17 protein-coding genes and 1 riboswitch are annotated in these 17,705 nt (G+C 61.5%); of the genes, 12 read left to right on the plus strand and 5 right to left on the minus strand.

Annotated elements, in window-relative coordinates; translation table 11 throughout:
• Positions 1–43: 43 nt before the first annotated feature.
• The 3 genes from lpcA to ACT5M9_RS19580 all read left to right on the plus strand — a co-directional run bounded on the left by lpcA (position 44) and on the right by ACT5M9_RS19580 (position 2,165).
• Positions 44–622, plus strand: a complete 579-nt coding sequence (gene lpcA, locus ACT5M9_RS19570; RefSeq protein ID WP_039038837.1) for a D-sedoheptulose 7-phosphate isomerase — start codon at positions 44–46, stop codon at positions 620–622.
• A 109-nt stretch (positions 623–731) separates the two neighbouring features.
• Positions 732–1,529, plus strand: coding sequence for a class II glutamine amidotransferase (locus tag ACT5M9_RS19575; RefSeq protein ID WP_457979511.1), 798 nt, complete (start codon positions 732–734; stop codon positions 1,527–1,529).
• A 300-nt stretch (positions 1,530–1,829) separates the two neighbouring features.
• On the plus strand, positions 1,830–2,165 hold the full coding sequence (locus ACT5M9_RS19580) for an Hpt domain-containing protein (RefSeq protein WP_438549898.1): 336 nt from the start codon (positions 1,830–1,832) through the stop codon (positions 2,163–2,165).
• A 15-nt stretch (positions 2,166–2,180) separates the two neighbouring features.
• On the opposite strand, the gene ACT5M9_RS19585 is transcribed toward ACT5M9_RS19580, so the two are convergent.
• Complete coding sequence (locus tag ACT5M9_RS19585; RefSeq protein ID WP_457979509.1) at positions 2,181–3,104, minus strand: gluconeogenesis factor YvcK family protein; 924 nt, start codon at positions 3,102–3,104, stop codon at positions 2,181–2,183.
• Positions 3,105–3,212: 108 nt separating this feature from the next.
• Between ACT5M9_RS19585 and ACT5M9_RS19590 the strand changes: the two genes are divergently transcribed.
• Positions 3,213–4,397 carry an FIST signal transduction protein gene (locus tag ACT5M9_RS19590; RefSeq protein ID WP_457980599.1) on the plus strand — a complete coding sequence of 395 codons (1,185 nt, stop codon included), beginning with the start codon at positions 3,213–3,215 and terminating at the stop codon, positions 4,395–4,397.
• 23 nt (positions 4,398–4,420) lie between these two features.
• Positions 4,421–6,502: a response regulator gene (locus tag ACT5M9_RS19595; RefSeq protein WP_457979507.1), complete on the plus strand. Its 2,082-nt coding sequence runs from the start codon at positions 4,421–4,423 to the stop codon at positions 6,500–6,502.
• A gap of 264 nt (positions 6,503–6,766) precedes the next feature.
• On the opposite strand, the gene ACT5M9_RS19600 is transcribed toward ACT5M9_RS19595, so the two are convergent.
• The 4 genes from ACT5M9_RS19600 to narQ form a co-directional block, all read right to left on the minus strand.
• On the minus strand, positions 6,767–7,342 hold the full coding sequence (locus tag ACT5M9_RS19600; protein WP_438549894.1) for an LON peptidase substrate-binding domain-containing protein: 576 nt from the start codon (positions 7,340–7,342) through the stop codon (positions 6,767–6,769).
• 316 nt (positions 7,343–7,658) lie between these two features.
• Entirely contained in the window at positions 7,659–8,084 is a 426-nt protein-coding gene (locus tag ACT5M9_RS19605; RefSeq protein ID WP_457979506.1) for a globin domain-containing protein, read from the minus strand.
• Positions 8,085–8,296: 212 nt separating this feature from the next.
• On the minus strand, positions 8,297–8,935 hold the full coding sequence (gene narL / locus ACT5M9_RS19610) for a two-component system response regulator NarL (RefSeq protein WP_438549892.1): 639 nt from the start codon (positions 8,933–8,935) through the stop codon (positions 8,297–8,299).
• The gene (narQ, locus tag ACT5M9_RS19615; protein ID WP_438549891.1) at positions 8,935–10,647 is read right to left on the minus strand and encodes a nitrate/nitrite two-component system sensor histidine kinase NarQ; all 1,713 of its coding nucleotides are present in this window, start codon (positions 10,645–10,647) and stop codon (positions 8,935–8,937) included. Before narQ ends, narL begins: the two co-directional genes overlap by 1 nt.
• A gap of 79 nt (positions 10,648–10,726) precedes the next feature.
• Positions 10,727–10,867, plus strand: a riboswitch (molybdenum cofactor riboswitch).
• Between narQ and moaA the strand changes: the two genes are divergently transcribed.
• The 7 genes from moaA (at position 10,855) to ACT5M9_RS19650 (ending at position 17,704) form a co-directional block, all read left to right on the plus strand.
• Complete coding sequence (gene moaA, locus ACT5M9_RS19620) at positions 10,855–11,847, plus strand: GTP 3',8-cyclase MoaA (RefSeq protein WP_457979503.1); 993 nt, start codon at positions 10,855–10,857, stop codon at positions 11,845–11,847. Its footprint overlaps the riboswitch before it by 13 nt.
• 237 nt (positions 11,848–12,084) lie before the next feature.
• Positions 12,085–12,597: a ferredoxin-type protein NapF gene (napF, locus tag ACT5M9_RS19625; RefSeq protein ID WP_457979502.1), complete on the plus strand. Its 513-nt coding sequence runs from the start codon at positions 12,085–12,087 to the stop codon at positions 12,595–12,597.
• Between the two features lie 82 nt (positions 12,598–12,679).
• Positions 12,680–12,946 (plus strand): chaperone NapD, encoded by a 267-nt coding sequence (locus tag ACT5M9_RS19630; RefSeq protein ID WP_438549888.1) that lies wholly within the window; start codon positions 12,680–12,682, stop codon positions 12,944–12,946.
• A gap of 193 nt (positions 12,947–13,139) precedes the next feature.
• Positions 13,140–15,629, plus strand: a complete 2,490-nt coding sequence (napA, locus tag ACT5M9_RS19635) for a nitrate reductase catalytic subunit NapA (protein WP_457979501.1) — start codon at positions 13,140–13,142, stop codon at positions 15,627–15,629.
• A 13-nt stretch (positions 15,630–15,642) separates the two neighbouring features.
• Complete coding sequence (napG, locus tag ACT5M9_RS19640; RefSeq protein WP_457979500.1) at positions 15,643–16,377, plus strand: ferredoxin-type protein NapG; 735 nt, start codon at positions 15,643–15,645, stop codon at positions 16,375–16,377.
• Positions 16,374–17,249 carry a quinol dehydrogenase ferredoxin subunit NapH gene (gene napH / locus ACT5M9_RS19645; RefSeq protein WP_457979498.1) on the plus strand — a complete coding sequence of 292 codons (876 nt, stop codon included), beginning with the start codon at positions 16,374–16,376 and terminating at the stop codon, positions 17,247–17,249. Before napG ends, napH begins: the two co-directional genes overlap by 4 nt.
• Positions 17,249–17,704 carry a nitrate reductase cytochrome c-type subunit gene (locus ACT5M9_RS19650; protein ID WP_438549884.1) on the plus strand — a complete coding sequence of 152 codons (456 nt, stop codon included), beginning with the start codon at positions 17,249–17,251 and terminating at the stop codon, positions 17,702–17,704. The genes napH and ACT5M9_RS19650 overlap by 1 nt, the downstream gene beginning before the upstream one ends.
• The last annotated feature ends 1 nt before the right edge of the window (position 17,705 follow it).

The raw sequence follows: 17,705 nt of genomic DNA on the forward strand, positions 1-17,705 counted from the left end.
TGGGGCGACCCTATGTTGGACGATACAAAGAGACATCAGACCCATGTACCAAGAACTTATCCGCAATGAATTGACCGAAGCTGCCAGCGTGCTCCAGGCGTTCCTGGCCGATGAGCAGAATCTGAAGAACATCGAGGCCGCCGCCAAGCTGCTGGCGGACTCCTTCAAGCAGGAAGGCAAGGTGCTTTCTTGCGGTAATGGTGGTTCCCACTGTGATGCCATGCACTTCGCCGAGGAACTGACTGGTCGTTACCGGGAGAACCGCCCGGGTTATGCCGGCATCGCCATCTCGGATCCGAGCCACCTCTCCTGCGTATCCAATGACTTTGGTTACGACTATGTCTTCTCCCGCTACGTGGAAGCGGTCGGTCGTCGCGGCGACGTACTGCTTGGCATCTCCACCAGCGGCAACTCCGGCAACATCCTCAAAGCCATCGAGGCGGCCCGTGCCAAGGGCATGAAGGTGATCGCCCTGACCGGCAAGGACGGCGGCAAGATGGCCGGCCTCGCCGATGTCGAGATCCGGGTGCCCCATTTCGGTTATGCGGACCGCATTCAGGAAGTGCACATCAAGGTGATCCACATCCTGATCCAGCTGGTCGAAAAAGAGATGGCCAAGTAAGAGCCCCTCTCAGGATGGGGAGCAACGAGGCGGCATCGACCGACCGTGTCGCTTCCCATCTGCAGAGATCGCTAGAAAAAATGCAATGGATCCAGGCAGTGGAGGGGATATGTGTGAACTGCTCGGCATGAGTGCCAATGTGCCGACCGACATCTGCTTCAGCTTTACCGGGCTGATGCTGCGGGGTGGCAAGACGGGGCCTCACAAGGATGGCTGGGGGATCACCTTCTACGAGGGGCGCGGTTTTCGCACCTTCAAGGATCCCGAGCCCAGTGCCGAGTCCCCCATCGCCAAGCTGGTGCAGGCGCTGCCCATCAAGAGCCGCGCCGTGGTCAGCCACATCCGGCAGGCCAACCGGGGCTGCGTCTCCCTGGAGAACACCCATCCCTTCACCCGGGAGCTCTGGGGGCGTTACTGGACCTTCGCCCACAACGGTCAGCTGACGGGTTACAAGAAGCTGCCGACCGGGCGTCATCGTCCGGTGGGGGATACCGACAGCGAGCACGCCTTCTGCTGGCTGCTCGGCAAGCTGGAGCAGAAATACCCCAGATCTCCTGCCAATTTCCCCGCCATGTTCCGCTACCTGGCGACCCTGTGTGACGAGTTGCGCACCCTGGGGGTGTTCAACATGCTGCTGTCGGATGGGGAGTATGTGATGACCTATTGCAGTAACAACCTCTACTGGCTGACCCGCAGAGCCCCCTTCGGGGAGGCGCGTCTGCTGGATGAGGACGTGGCCATCGATTTTCAGAGCGAGACCACCCCCAACGACGTGGTGACCCTGATCGCGACGAGGCCGCTGACCGGCAATGAAAACTGGGTTAAGATGGCCGCCGGGGAGTCTTGTCTGTTCCGGCTGGGGGAACTGGTGCAAGGCAAGGCCCTGAGGCCTCAGACGTCTGAATAAAAAAATACCAGGGTAGAATCCTACCCTGGTTCTTCGCAGCAGCCATACAGGCAAAAAGGGATGAGAGAGGTGTTGCTGAGTCGCATCATTCTCATGGCTTGCATTGTTATTTTATTGTTAATTTTGTTGCAACATTAATTTTCATCTCGCCGTGTCGGCATCTCGATAACTTGAGCTGGTTCACATTATGGTGAGCCCCCCGGGCGGGTTGGGTTGACCGCTGTGTGAAGCCCGGGTGACAGCCGGTTTCATGATCGACTATATTGTGGTCTGTTTGGATACCATCAAAGGAATGGGAAGATGGAGTGGCTGGATCAGAAGGTGCTGCGGCAACTGGCGGAAGACATCGGTCAGGAGATGATGCCCGTGGTCATTTCAGTGTTTGTCGAGGAGGTGGGTGAGCAGCTCGCCCAGCTCAGGCCGCTGTATGAACAGCGGGACTGGTCCGCCCTGGCTCGTCTTGCCCATAGCATGAAGTCCTCCTGTGGCAGTTATGGCGCAGAGCCCAGCTATCGGCAGGTGCTGGCGCTGGAGCTCGCCTGTCGTGAGGAGGATGCCGATGCGGCCGGAGAGCTGCTGGCCCAGCTGGAACACTCCCTGCCGCAGGTGTTTTCTCACCTGGCGCGCTATCACTGATCCTGACCGCCGGGCTCAGCCCAGCTTGTCATGGGCGAGGTGCCAACCCTGGATCACGCCGTCCAGCGCCAGCCTGAGTTTGCGACGATCATGGCGATGGGGCAGGGCCGCCTCGCCGAGATCCGCTAGGATGAGGCGGTGGGCCAGCTCGGGGACCGCCTGCTCCTCGGGGGCCAGGATGGCATCGATGCGACCGCTTCCAATTCTCTCCTCCAGCCAGCGATATTGATTGGGCAGCGTGAGCTGACCGGCCGGCCCCTCTTCTGCCACCAGATTGCTGATGAAGACGACGATGGCCCGGCTGTGCCGAATGGCATCCGCCAGCTCGTCGAGCAGCAGGGGCGGCATGACGGAGGTGAGGAAGCTGCCGGGCCCCAGGATGATCATGTCGGCCTGGATAAGGGCCTGCACTGCCTCCTTAGTGGCCGGTACCATGGGGCTGAGCCCCAGGGCCTGTGGCGGCGTCGCGAGCTGATCGATGGAGACCTCTCCTAGGATCTGGTCGCCACAGGGGGTGTGGGCGCACAAGTCCGTGGGTTGCTCGGACATGGGGAGCAACTGGGGCTCGATCTTCAGCATGTCGCTGATGAGACGGATGGCGTCGAGGGGACGGATGCAGAGGTTGTCCAGGGCTAATAGCATCAGGTTGCCGAGGTTGTGTCCCGCGAGTTCCCCCTTGCCGGTGAAGCGGTATTCGAACAGCAGGCTGCCGATGCCGGGTTCGGTCACCAGCTGGTTCAGGCAGTTGCGCAGGTCCCCCCAGGCGATGCACTCCTGATTCTTGCGCAGGCGGCCGGTGGAGCCACCGTTATCCGTGGTGGTGACTATGCCGGTGAGGCGGGGCCCCAGAAACGAGAGGGAAGAGAGCACCCGGCCCATGCCGTGGCCACCACCAATGGCGACGACGCGTTCAAAGTCATTGATATTGTTCTGCCACATGTCTTCATCCTGCGGGGGGCGTGAGCATCATTGTAGCCAAGCTGGCCAGTTAATTAGTTGATAAGGGTATGGTTTTTGCTTGCCTTGTGCATCGCATACCACGAGGAGATGGTGTTGAACTTCCTGACGGCTCACTCTATTGCACAGACGACCCCGCTGGCCGCCGAGCAGATAGCGGATCGGCTGTTCGATCAGATACCCCACCCCCCTGCACTCTTGCTGGTCTATTTTACTCAAACCCACGATGTTGCGGTACTGCGCCAGACACTCAAGAAACGTTTTCCAGAGAGCCGGCTCATCGGCTGCAGCTCATGTTGCGGGATCCTGACCCAGGCCGGCCACCATGCAGAGCAGGGGTGGGGCCTGGCGGCAGCCGCCTTCTATGACAGCAAGGGGGCCTACGGCGTGGCGGGCCAGGCCGGGGATCGGCTGGATGCCCGTCAATTGCTGCGCACTGCCATCGCAGATGGAGGGCGCCCTGGAGAGCTGCCGCAACTCATCTTGCTCCATACCAGTCCCGGGCTGGAAGAGGTGATGCTCGCGGGGATAGAAGCGGAATTTGGCACGACGGTTCCCGTCGTGGGCGGCTCGGCGGCGGATGACGGCGTCAGGGGTCAGTGGCAACTGTGCTGGGATGAGGGAGATAGCCAGCAGGGTTGCGTGCTGGCGGTGCTCTACCCCGATTGCCAGCTCGCCTTCCAGTTTCATTCCGGCTATGTGCCGACCGAGCGACATGGCATCATCACGGCGCTGGATGGCCGGGAGGTGCTGACCATAGATCACGAGCCGGCCGCCCGTGTCTATGCCCGCTGGACGGAGCGACAGGAGCTCTGGCCGGTGGGCCCCATACTGCGGGAGACGACCCTCTCCCCGCTGGCCCGCCAGGTCGGCTTGCTCGATGATCTGCCCTATTACAAGCTCTCCCATCCCGAGGCCGTGACCCCCAGAGAGGGACTTCGCCTCTTCACCGAAACCCGGTTGGGGGAACGGTTGCAGCTGATGTACAGCAGTCAGCAGGGCTTGCTGCAACGCAGCCTGAATGCGGTGCGGATCGAGCCCGAGTATGGGATGGCGGGCACCCTGCAACCCTTCGGGGCCCTGGTCATCTTCTGCGCCGGCTGCCGCCTGGCGCTGGGGGATGAGTTGAATGATGTGGTCAAACAGTTTCGCAATCAGTTGGGGGAGATCCCCTTCGTCACCCCCTTTACCTTCGGCGAGCAGGGGCGTCTGCCCCATGGCGAGCTGGCTCATGGCAACCTCATGGTATCGAGCGTCATTTTCCTCGATAGCTGAGCGGATACAGAGTTGGACACAAGATGATAGGCAATAGCGAACTCGAGGCCCTGGGCGACAAGCTGCAGACCACGCTGGTGGAACTGGTGCGTTGTCGGGAGCGGGAGGCCAAATATCGCCAGGAGTCCCAGGCGTTGTTGTGCGGGGTGGCCACCCTGGCGGATGCCCAGAGCCTGGAGCAGGTGCTGGACAGCCTCATCCTCGCGCTCAAGCCCTTCATCGGCTTCGAGCAGGCGGATGTGATTGCCTGGGGGACCTCGAACGGTACGACCCATCTCAGCACTCAACCGGACGAAGTGGGCCGCCCCTGGCCCCTGACCCCGCTCTTCTCGCGTGCCATCGCAGGGGAGACCCTGGTCATCTATGACCCGACCCAGCTGCCCGAGCTCGCTCCTCTGGTGGGGGTGGCGGGTTGGGCGAGTGTGATGATGACGGGACTACAGGCCCCCGGCTTCTGCGGGATCCTCATCTGCCGGCACAGTGTGGCCGGCACCTTCGATCTCAAGAGCAAGGCGGCCATGCAGCGCTGCCGACCGCTCATCTCCCAGGCCCTGGTCAATATCGCCTACCGGGCTCGCCTGCAGGAGCAGGTCGAACTCAAGACCCTGGCGCTGCAAGCGAGCGAGCAGCGCTTTCGCAGTTTCGCCGCCATGGCCTCCGACTGGTTCTGGGAGACGGATCCCGAGCATCGGCTCAGCTATGTGTCGGCCCCCGGTTACCAGGGGGAGCTGATCACCCGCCAGACGGGCCGCAGCCTCTACGACTTTGCCCATGACAAGGGGGATCCGGAGTGGTGCAAGTACCGGCGGCTCATTATGAATCACCTCCCCGTGCGGGGGATGCGCGCCCAGGTCACCCTGGCGAACGGCCCCTGCTGGATGGAGATCAATGCCGAGCCCTGTTTCGATGGGGCCGGTGCCTTCGTGGGCTACCGGGGCACGGCGCGGGACATCGGCAACCAGATCCGTCGTGAGCAGGAGCTGGCGAGGGCGAGAGATGACGCGGAGAGTGCCAACCGGGCCAAGTCACAATTCCTGGCCATGATGACCCACGAGATCCGCTCTCCCATGAACGCCGTGCTGGGGATGCTGGATCTGTTGCAGCACGGGGGGCTGGAGACGCCACAGCAGGCGCTGCTTGGCCACGCCACCCACTCGGCTCACCTGCTGCAGACCATCATCGACGATGTGCTCGACTTCTCGAAGATCGAATCCCACACCCTGGCGCTGCACTGCGAACGCTTCGAACCCGCCCGGCTCTGCCAGGCCCTGGTGGAGCCCTTGTTGGCTCAGGCGGATGGCAAGGGGGTGCGCCTTCACTGGCAGTTGCATGAGGCCCTGCCAGCCCAGTTGCTCGGGGATCCGGTTCGTCTCTCCCAGGTGATCGGCAACCTGCTCGGCAATGCGCTGAAGTTCACCGCCAGCGGCGATGTGCGATTGCTGCTGGAGTGGCGCTGTGAGCGATTGAGGGTCTCGGTGACGGACACCGGCATCGGCATCTCCCCCGAGGATCAGGCCCTGCTGTTTGAGCCCTTCTATCAGGTCGACAGCTCCGCCAGCCGCCGTTTCTGTGGCTCCGGCCTGGGGCTCGCCATCAGCCGACGCCTGGTCCAGCTGATGGGGGGAGAGATAGGTCTGCAGAGCACTGTGGGGCAAGGCAGCTGCTTCTGGTTCGAGCTGCCCGGCATGGCGGCCCCTGATCCCATCGCCGTTCAGGTGCAGAGGGATGAACCCGGGATCCAGGATCTGGATGTGCTGGTGGTGGAAGACAGCCCGGTCAATCAGCTGGTGGTGTCTCTCATGCTGCAGAAACTGGTGTGCCGGGTACGGGTGGCCAGCAATGGTCTGGAGGCCTTGGCACGGGTCGGTGAGCAGCAGCCGGACCTCATCCTGATGGACATGAGGATGCCACAGATGGATGGGCTGGAGGCGACCCGGCGGCTAAGGGCCATGGGCTGCGAGGTGCCGATAGTCGCGCTGACGGCCAATGCCATGGCAGAAGACAGGGTGCGCTGCCTGGCGCAGGGCATGAACGACTTTCTGGCCAAGCCCATCAGTCTGACCCGGTTGCGCAGCTGTCTGCTGCGCCATTGCCGGGTCTTGTGAGCGAATTTTGGATAAAAAAATGGTCAACCTGTTGGTTGACCAATTCTTCAGCAAATACTGAAGAGAGCACGGGATAAATCGGGTTGTACGATCCTATATGAAAGAGTCGTGCCAACTTTTATTAACCTGTTATTGCGGCTTGCGGCGCTATTTTCATGGTTTTATGGCTGCATGCGAGTCGCAAAATGCGAATGTTATATTTTCATTGTAAGAATTTTCGCATTTTGCAACGCTCGGTTGACCCACTACCGGTTCACTACTGACTCACTGTGCGATCAGTCGGCGCAAGAACTGACGCGCCGCTTCACTGTTCTGTTTGGCAATCAACATCTGTTTCTCATAGATGGGCATGGGCAGGATCTCGAGCCAACGCTGGCAGAGCCAGGCGGCATCGTCAAACTGCTTGTCCGGGTAGAGCTCATCGAGTTCCGGATACTGTTCAAACACCTCCTGCAAACGGCTCACCAGCTGCTTGTCGCTGAGATCCGAGTGGGCGCTCGGCCAGTTGGGCAGGGTTTCTACCTGAGCAAGGCGCAAGCCCGACTCGCCGGTTTCCATCTCATGAATGCAGAAGCGTTCCAGCCCGAGTACGGTGACCCCGAGCAAGCCATCGTTGAGGGTATAGAAATCCGTCACCTTGACCCGGGTGCCGACCGGCAGGATCCGCCCGCTGGCCCCCGCGTTGGTGGTCTCTTCCATCACTATGCCGAAGCCCCGATCGTCGATGAACGACTCCTTGAGCATCTCTATGTGGCGTGGTTCGAACAGACGCAGGGGGAGCTTGCCGCCCGGCAGTATGTGAGAAGGCAAGGGGAACAGTGCCAAGGGTTGAAGTTTCATGTTCCATCCTCCGAGTAGTCATGTCTGAATATGACAATGCAGTGACTGTGCCAGAGGGTGAGAAATCATCGATAAACGGCTGTGGTTCGGCTTGGATATGACTAATAGTCCTTTACAATCATATGCTTATTTATTTTTCTAAATCTGACAGAAATGCGAGACTGGATGGGGAGTGGATGGCATGACTGGGCCTCGAACATGACCCATCTGCAGAACGGGAGAAGAGTTGCAGATTGCAAATAATTCTCATGCATAATGCACGTCTCCAATGAGTCGCATTGTGCACACAGTTCAATTCGTTTGGGGGCCTTGAGGGTCAGACAAGGGTATCTGTGGGTTGCCTGAGGCCTTCTTGCATCAGGGCTGCAATCTCGTCATACATCTGCGACCAGGCGGCGGCCAATTCGGGCGTGAACCGCCCCTCCAGCCGTCTTGACAGCACCACTGTCATCGCCTGCTTCAGCAGGTCGAACTGGTGTGGCTGCACGTTGAACTTCTGATGGCGGCGGCCGAGATCCCGAATGATGAACCCCAGCGCGTCGAGCTGCTCCAGGCTGGTGATCACCGTGTTCAGGGTCTCGGACACCTTGGCGATCGGCATTCCCGAAGGATCGGGAAAGAGGTTGATCAATTCAGGCGAGAGGCGAAACAGCTCCTCGTATACCTCCAGCACATAGGAGTTGTTCAGGGCGGTGACCTTGCCCCATGCCTTTTGTACCAGTTCGATCTGTGTGGGGGTCATGCTGCCCATCCTTTCGCTGTGGTCGCCTGAAATAATAATGCATCTACTCAATAGAAGGTTGAGAGAGATCAAAAGTGTTTGAGTGCCTCGCTCGTTGCAATAGAGGACGAGAAGCGAGCAGCAAAAGGCCCCGCCATGGCGGGGCCTTGTTGACCGGGAACAAGCGCAGGTGGATGGCCCTGGCCCGCTTTGCGAGAGTCGAAAACCCCTGACTAGTTGCGCTGCTCCAGGTACATGACGGCGGCTTCCACCCGGCTCTGGGCCTCGAGCTTCTTCAGCAGGCTCTTCACGTGAACCTTGACGGTGCCCTCGGAGATATGCAGCACGGAGGCGACCTGCTTGTTGGAGAGGCCCTTGGCAATCTCCCGCAGGATCTGCATCTCGCGGCGGGTCAGGCTCTCGAGCTTCTGTTGCAGGTGATCCAGCTCGTAGATGTTCTCGAGATAGGGGCGCAGCGGCTCGCTCAGGATCTGCTTGCCGGTCATCACGTCGGCGAGTTGACCGAGCAGCATGTCGGGCTCGGTGTCCTTGAGCAGATAACCATCGGCGCCGGCCTTGAGCAGGGCCACCACATCCTGGCGGGCGTCGGAGACGGTCAGGATCACCACCCGGGAGGTGACCTCTTCGGCCCGCAGTGCCTTGAGGGTATCGAGACCGGACAGTCCCTTCATGTTGAGGTCGAGCAGGATCAGATCCGGCTCGGACTCCTTGGCAATGGCGACGGCGTCGGTCCCGTTGGAAGCCTCACCGATCACCTCGATGTTATCCTCCAGGGCCAGCAGTTGCACAATTCCCTTGCGCATGAGGGGATGGTCATCCACGACCAGAACACTGTATTTCATCTCGTCCATCAGGCGTCTCTTGTTAGGCTGGTGGGGAAGGTCAGGTGCACACGGGTGCCACCGGAGGGCGGCTCGCTGATGGTCAACTGACCGTGCAGCTTGCTGGCGCGCTCGTTCATGATGCTAAGACCGTAGTGATTGACCGCGGAGCTTGCGCCCCCGATCCCGACACCATCATCTGAAATCTGAACCTGGATGTTACCATCAGTCAGGGTCTCACAGCTAACCTGGATACGCCGTGCACCGGCATGTTTGATGGCATTGAGCACTGCCTCACGAATTAGCTGCAGGATGTGAATATGCTGCCCCGCCTCCAGATCCGTGTCGGCCAGACCGTATTGAAGCCCTATCTCCGCTCCGGTCTGGGGCTTGAGCTGTTCCAGCATGACGCCGATGGCTTCCCCCAGATTCGCATCGCCGATGCTGAGGCGGAAGGTGCCGAGCAGCTCGCGCAGTTGGATATAGGCGCTGCTGAGCCCCTCGTCGATCTGCTGCATGGCCGCCTCGGCCTTGACGCCGTCCCCCTTGGCGACGGAGCGCTTGAGCAGGGTGGACTGGATCTTGAGGTAGGAGAGGGCCTGGGCCAGGGAGTCGTGCAGCTCGCGGGCGATGACGGCTCTCTCCTCCATCAGCAGCAGGCGCTGGTGTTGCAGCAGGGTCTGATCCTTGTGCAGCACCTGGGCCAGCAGCATGGAGAAGTTCTTCATCAGCCGCTCGTCGATGGGGTGGTCGCTGATCATGTCAAGTCGGCCGTACTCCTGCTCATCCATCTGCAGATAAAAGCTCACCACGGTCTCCAGATCGCCGGGCCAGCCGTTGCGCCCCGTGATGTAGACCGGCATGGCGTTGTGCTCGAAGCGGGTCAGCCGGATGTAGTCGATGTGCTGATGGGCGGCGGCCCGCTCCAGCAGCTTCTGCAGGGTACGGCGGCTGAGCGGCGCCGCGTGCAGCTTCTGGGCCGTGGAGTAGAGGAAGGAGAGGGTATCGTTGGCCTGCTGCAGCTTGGCGGTCTTCTCCTCCACCTTGCTCTCCAGCTCCCGATAAAGCTTGCCGAGATCGTCCGCCATGGTGGCGAAGGCCCCCGACAGCTCTCCCAGCTCGTTCTCGCAATGGGGGGGCAGGGCCAGGTCGAACTCCTGGCGCTGGATCTGGCGGGCGCAGTGCACCAGCTGGTTGAGGGGGGCTACCACCTGCTGGCGGGTGAAGCGCACGGTGAACCAGGCGATGGTGATGATGGAGAGCAGCCCCAACCCCTCCGCCAGGGCCAGCATGCGCACCTTGAACTCCACGTGATACTGCATCTGGTTGACGAAGTCGTCGATGGCGGCGACAAACTGCTCGGTGTTGTCGGTATAGCGCCTGGGGGTGGCATTCTCGATGTGTTCGCGCATCACCTGCCACTGCAGCAGAACCTCGCCATAGGTGCGGCGCAGGGAGGCGGGGGTGATCCAGCGCTGGGTCTCCTGCAACTCGGGGGCGCGCAGGGTCTGCTCGAACTGGGCGAGGCGCCCGAGCACGGGCTGCTCCTTCTCTATTTCATAGGCCATCCGGTAGGCCTGCATCCGCAGGGATCCCGACAGGTTGATGGCCTTGGCGTCGGGCACTGAATAGAAGAGCGTGACCATGGCCACCACGGCGATCAGGCTCGCCATGAACAGGATGAGCAGCATGGAACGGCCGATGGCGCTGCTGACCGAATGCACTCTGAACCACTTTCCCATGTCGCTTGTTCTTCCCCGGATCCGGCAATAACCCCACAAAGTAGCATGGGAGTGTACTCCAACTTGTGCTAGCATCGAAAAACTAGATGAACTCCGAGCTGTTTTCGCCTAAGTCGTTGAGATAAGGGGAAACAGCCGTCAGCCGCCGTTTGAGCTGTAAGGGTCAGGAAAGAAATGCCCTGGCCTCCCGTATTTGGAAAGGTGTTTATGTTGCCACTTGAAGATGGGTTTTCCCGTCGTTTTTACTATCTGCGTCTGTCGGTGACCGACGTCTGCAATTTTCGCTGTACCTACTGTCTGCCCGATGGCTACCGCCCCGCGCAAGGAAACGAGGCGCGCAAGTCCTTCCTCTCTCTGGATGAGATCCAGCGCATCGTCTCCGGCTTTGCCGCCATGGGGACCCGCAAGGTGCGCCTGACCGGCGGTGAGCCCTCATTGCGCCGTGACTTCACCGCCATCATCGACACCGTGGCCAATACCCCGGGCATCGAGAAGGTGGCCATGACCACCAACGGCTATCGCCTGAAAGAACGGGCCAAGGAATGGTTCGATGCGGGCCTGACCGCCATCAATGTCAGCGTCGACAGCCTGGATCCCCGCCAGTTTCACCAGATCACCGGCGAGAACAAGCTGGCGGAGGTGATGGAGGGGATAGAGGCCGCCCTGGCCGCCGGCTTCAAATCGGTGAAGATCAATGCGGTGCTGCTCAAGGGGCTCAACGATCACCAGCTCGGGACCTTCCTGGCCTGGATAAAAGACATGCCCATCGAGCTGCGCTTCATCGAACTGATGCAGACCGGGGAGATGGATGCGCTGTTTCGCGATCACCACACCAGCGGCGAGCTCATCAAGCAGCAGCTGCTCGGCAATGGCTGGGTGCAGCAGTTGCGCGGCCAGGACGATGGCCCGGCTCAGGTCTTCATGCACCCGGAGTCGCAGGGGGGGGTGGGACTTATCATGCCCTACAGCAAGGACTTCTGCGCCGGTTGCAACCGGCTGCGGGTCTCCTCCGTCGGCAAGCTGCACCTGTGCCTGTTTGGTGACAGCGGGGTGGAATTGCGAGATCTGCTGCAGGGGGATGACCAGCAAGATGCGCTGCAGTCTCGGATCCGCGAGGCCCTGATCGGCAAGGCGGCGACCCATCGTCTGCACGAGGGTAATGCCGGTATTACCCCCCATCTCGCCTCCATCGGCGGCTGACTGGTTCATCTCCCGTTCAAAATAGCCACCGATTAATAAGCAATCCTCACATAGGGGTATTTTGAGTTGCCCCTCTGTTGCTTTATTGCGCCAAGGGTTTGATCCAGCGCAAGAATCCCCCCTGTTTATCTCCCTGGTGGTATATCCCTGAACTTGTCAGGGTCGCAATATACACCCAATCTTATAATCGGTATTAAAAATGCCAGTCACGCATCTCCCCTGGGAAGAGGAAGCCATATGCCGGATGGGGTCGACCTGTCACGTCGCGGTCTGTTTCGAGGCAAGCTGAGTGCCCGCACGCCGGAAGTGCAACTGCCCTGGTCCATCCCCTGGCCCGATTTCGTGGCCGATTGCACTCGCTGTGGAGACTGTCTGGCGGCCTGCCCCGAGCAGATCCTGGTGAAGGGGGACGGCGGCTTTCCGATCGTGGATTTCCAGTTGGGGGAGTGCACCTTCTGCACCGAGTGCGTCTCTGCCTGCAAACAGCCCCTGTTTCGCCCGACCACCGAGGTGGCATGGGACTATGTGGCCCATATCGAGGCCGGTTGCCTGGCCCTGGACCAGGTGTACTGCCAGCGTTGCCAGGACAGCTGCGAGCCGAGGGCCATAGGTTTCTCTCCCCGGTTGGGGCAGGTCCCGACTCCGGTGATAGACGCCGATAGGTGCAACGGTTGCGGTGCCTGTGTCGCGGATTGTCCGGTTGGCAGCATCAAAATCAGCATGCCGGGTGGTGCAGTGTCACTTGGCTAGCACATCTGAATGCCATTCTGGTGGCATGGCGGCGATGCCGGTGCCAACCACCCAGAGCAGAACAAGGGAGTAGGGAAACCATATGAGCCGAGAAGAGTTTCACGTATCCAGTCTGGTGGTGCTGACCCAGCCCCCCCTGCGCCATCAGCTCGCCCAGCAGATTGCCACCCTGGATGGGGCCGAGATCCATGCCGTCAGCGATGAGGGCAAGTTGGTGGTGACCCTGGAAGGAATGAGCCAGCGCCCCATTATGGATGCCATCGACGCCATCCAGGCCATGCCCGGGGTGCTCTCCGCCGCCCTTATCTACCACCAGTTTGATGAGCTCGACCAGCAGGGCGAGGAGTGAGGGGGCAGAGGCAGGGCCGTCAAGGCTCGCCTCGATGCCAGATAGCAAGGAATACGTGTTCAGGGTTGCGCCAACGGGCTTCATCGGGGCGGCCAGGGATGCGAGAAAGGCGAGGCGTGTTGTTCACCGCCCTGAGCTACTAACAGATCGATACACTCGACAACTTACGCGATAAGCGATGTGAGGATATGCCATGAAGCTGAGTCGACGCGACTTTATGAAGGCCAATGCGGTGGCGGCAGCCGCTGCGGTGGCCGGTGTCAGTGCCCCCACCCTGGCGGCGAACCTGATCACCAGCACCGACAAGACCGCCATCACCTGGGACAAGGCCCCCTGCCGCTTCTGCGGTACCGGCTGCTCCGTGCTGGTGGGCTCCCAGGAGGGCCGCGTCGTGGCGACCCAGGGGGATCCCGATGCCCCGGTCAACCGTGGCCTCAACTGCATCAAGGGCTACTTCCTGTCGAAGATCATGTACGGCCAGGACAGACTGACCCAGCCCATGTTGCGCATGACCAACGGCAAGTTCGACAAGAACGGCAACTTCGCCCCCATCAGCTGGGATCAGGCGTTCGACATCATGGCGGAGAAGTTCAAGGCCACCCTGAAAGAGAAGGGCCCGACCGCGGTCGGCATGTTCGGCTCCGGCCAGTGGACCGTCTGGGAAGGCTATGCCGCCGCCAAGCTGATGAAGGCGGGTCTGCGCTCCAACAACCTGGACCCGAACGCCCGTCACTGCATGGCCTCCGCCGTGGTCGGCTTCATGCGCACCTTCGGCATGGATGAGCCCATGGGCTGCTACGACGACATCGAGCAGGCCGACGCCTTCGTGCTCTGGGGCTCCAACATGGCGGAGATGCACCCCATCCTCTGGTCGCGCATCTCGGATCGCCGCCTGTCTCATCAGGATGTGCAGGTACACGTGCTCTCCACCTTCGAGCATCGCAGCTTCGAGCTCGCGGACAACGGCATGGTGTTCACGCCCCAGACCGATCTCGCGATCCTCAACTACATCGCCAACTACATCATCCAGAACGACAAGGTGAACTGGGAGTTCGTCAACAAGCACACCCAGTTCCGCAAAGGGGTGACCGACATCGGCTACGGCCTGCGTCCCACCAACCCGCTGCAACAGAAAGCCAAGAACCCGGACAGCGGCGACTCCACCCCCATGAGCTTCGACGACTTCGCGAAATTCGTGGCGGATTACGACGTCGACTCCGTGTCCAAGCTCTCCGGCGTCTCCAAGGATAAGCTGGTCAAACTGGCGGAACTCTATGCGGATCCGGCCAAGAAGGTGGTCTCCTACTGGACCATGGGCTTCAACCAGCACACTCGCGGCGTCTGGGCCAACAACCTCTGCTACAACATCCACCTGCTGACCGGCAAGATCTCCACCCCGGGCAGCGGTCCCTTCTCCCTGACCGGTCAGCCTTCCGCCTGTGGCACCGCCCGGGAAGTGGGTACCTTCGCCCATCGCTTGCCCGCCGACATGGTGGTGACCGAGCCCAAGCACCGCGCCATCGCCGAGAAGATCTGGAAGCTGCCGGAAGGCACCATACCGGACAAGGTTGGCTATCACGCCGTGCTGCAAAACCGCATGCTCAAAGACGGCAAGCTCAACGCCTACTGGGTGATGTGCAACAACAACATGCAGGCCGGCCCAAACATGAACGAAGAGGGGCTGCCCGGTTATCGCAACCCGGCCAACTTCATCGTGGTCTCAGATCCCTATCCCACTGTGACAGCACAAGCTGCTGACCTTATCCTGCCCACCGCCATGTGGGTAGAGAAGGAAGGCGCCTACGGCAACGCCGAGCGCCGCACCCAGTTCTGGCACCAGCAGGTCAAGGCGCCGGAAGGGGCCAAGTCTGATCTGTGGCAGCTGATGGAGTTCTCCAAGCGCTTCACCGTGGACGAGGTGTGGCCGGCCGAGCTTATCGCCAAGATGCCGGAAGTGAAGGGCAAGACCCTCTACGAGGTGCTCTACAAGAACGGCCAGGTCGACCAGTTCCCGAAAGAGCAGAGCAAGGGCGCGCTGAACGACGAGGCGGAGCATTTCGGCTTCTACGTCCAGAAGGGGCTGTTCGAGGAGTATGCGAGCTTTGGCCGCGGCCATGGCCACGATCTGGCTCCCTTCGATCAATACCACGAGGCGCGCGGCCTGCGCTGGCCCGTGGTGGACGGCAAGGAGACCCTGTGGCGCTATCGCGAAGGGTTCGACCCTTATGTGAAGGCGGGCGAGGGGGTGCGCTTCTACGGCAAGCCGGACGGCAAGGCGGTGATCTTCGCGCTGCCCTATGAACCGGCCGCCGAGGCGCCGGACAGCGAATACGACATGTGGCTCTCCACCGGCCGGGTGCTGGAGCACTGGCACACCGGCACCATGACCCGCCGCGTGCCCGAGCTCTATCGCGCCTTCCCGGATGCGGTGCTCTTCATGCACCCGGAAGACGCCAAGGCCCGCGGCGTGCGTCGTGGGGAAGAGGTGATCGTCTCCTCCCGCCGCGGCGAGGTGAAGACCCGTGTCGAGACCCGGGGTCGCAACAAGCCCCCCAAGGGCCTGGTGTTCATGCCCTTCTTCGACGCGAGCCAGCTGGTCAACAAGCTGACCCTGGACGCCACGGATCCGCTCTCGAAAGAGACGGATTACAAGAAGTGCGCCGTCAAGGTCGTGAAGGCCTGAGGCGGGTAGGGGGATGAGTCGCAGCCGTCGCCAGTTCCTGGCCGATCTCGCCAAGGGGGCCTGCTCAGTGGGCCTGCTTGGGGCGGGGCTCGGCACGGTGGCTCGCCAGCAGGCGCAGGCGGTGCCTGCCCAGGCGCTGCGTCCCCCTGCGGCGCTGACCGAAGCCGAGTTCCTCGGCGCCTGCGTGCGCTGCGGGCTCTGCGTCGAGGCGTGCCCCTACGACACCCTGAAGCTCGCCAGGCTGCTGAGCCCGGTGACCACGGGCACCCCCTACTTCGAGGCGAGGTCCGTGCCCTGCGAGATGTGTGAAGACATCCCCTGTGTAGTGGCCTGCCCGAGCGGGGCACTGGATCGGGGGATGACTGACATCAATCAGGCGCGGATGGGGGTGGCGGTGCTCATCGACCACGAGACCTGCCTCAACTATCTGGGCTTGCGCTGCGATGTCTGTTACCGGGTCTGTTCGCTGATCGATCAGGCCATCACCCTCGAACTGCAACGCAACCCGCGCACCGGCAAGCACGCCATGTTCCTGCCCACGGTGCACAGCGAACTGTGCACCGGCTGTGGCAAGTGCGAGCACGCCTGCGTGCTGGAAGAGGCGGCCATCAAGGTGGTGCCCCGCGGGCTCGCCAAGGGGGAGCTGGGTCATCACTACCGGCTCGGCTGGGAAGAGAAGCAGAAGGCCGGCAAGTCCCTCATCGGCGAGCGGCTCACCCTGCCCACCCGCAAACCGGAGGGGTTATGAGCCGGTATCCTGGACAAGAGGCGAGAGAGAGGCTCGGCTGGTGGCGGTCGCACCGCTTCCTGCTGTTGCGCCGCCTGAGCCAGTTCACCGTGTTGGGGCTGTTCCTGCTGGGGCCGCTCGCCGGGGTCTGGATCCTCAAGGGCAACCTCTCCAGCTCCCTGTTGCTGGAGACGGTACCGCTCGCGGATCCCCTCACCCTGCTGCAGACGGTGGCATCGGGTCACTGGCCCATCGCTACCCTGTGGCTCGGGGCTGGCCTGGTGCTCGCCGGGTACTGGCTGGTCGGGGGGCGAGTCTTCTGCTCCTGGGTCTGTCCGGTGAACCTGGTCACGGATGCCGCCGCCTGGGCTCGGGCCCGGCTCGGTCTCAAGGGCAACGGCCAGTTCAACCGCAACACCCGCTACTGGCTGTTGGCCATGGTGCTGGTGGTGCCCGCCATCGCGGGCGTGCTGGTGTGGGAGCTGGTCAACCCGGTGTCGCTGGCCCTGCGCGGTCTGCTGTTTGGCATGGGGGCGGGCTGGGGCCTGCTGCTGGCGCTCTTCCTGTTCGATCTGTTCGTGGTGGAGCGGGGCTGGTGTGGCCATCTCTGTCCGGTGGGGGCCTTCTACGCCCTGGTCAACCGGGTCGGGTTTATCAAGATTTCAGCCAAAGGGCGTGAGCGCTGCAGCAACTGCATGGACTGTTATGCGGTCTGCCCGGAGCGTCCCATACTGCGCGGCCCGGTGCACGGTGCCAGGCGCGGTCATGGGCCTCTGATCAGGGCTCAGGAATGTACCAATTGCGGCCGTTGCATCGATGTCTGCGCGGAGCAAGTTTTTGAAATCACTGTAGGTTTTGCCGTCAAGGCAGAGACAATGTCGGAGAACACATAATGAAAAAGCTGATTGGAGCAATGCTGGCCTGCCTGATGGCGGGTTCCTTGATGGCGGCCGTGCCTGAGATCACCAACAGCACGGGGGGGATCAAGTCGGAGCGGGGCAGCACGGATCTCGCGACCGAGGCGGAGGCAGCCCCCCTCAAGAACTTCCGCAAGGATGGGGACACCTATGACCGCCAGTACATGCATCAGCCGCCGCTGATCCCCCACGACATCCGCAACTATGAAGTGGACAACAAGGTCAACAAGTGCCTGGCCTGTCACAGCTTCAAGAATGCCAGCGCCATGAAGGCCCCCAAGATCAGCCCGACTCACTTCGAGACCCGTGATGGCCTGACCCTGGGAGAGGTCTCCCCCCGTCGCTACTTCTGCCTGCAGTGCCACGTGCCGCAAGCGGATGCCAAGCCCCTGGTGGGGAATACCTTCAAACCGGTCGAAGCCCTGAACTGAG

The organism is Aeromonas sp. AE23HZ002T15, from assembly GCF_054165525.2.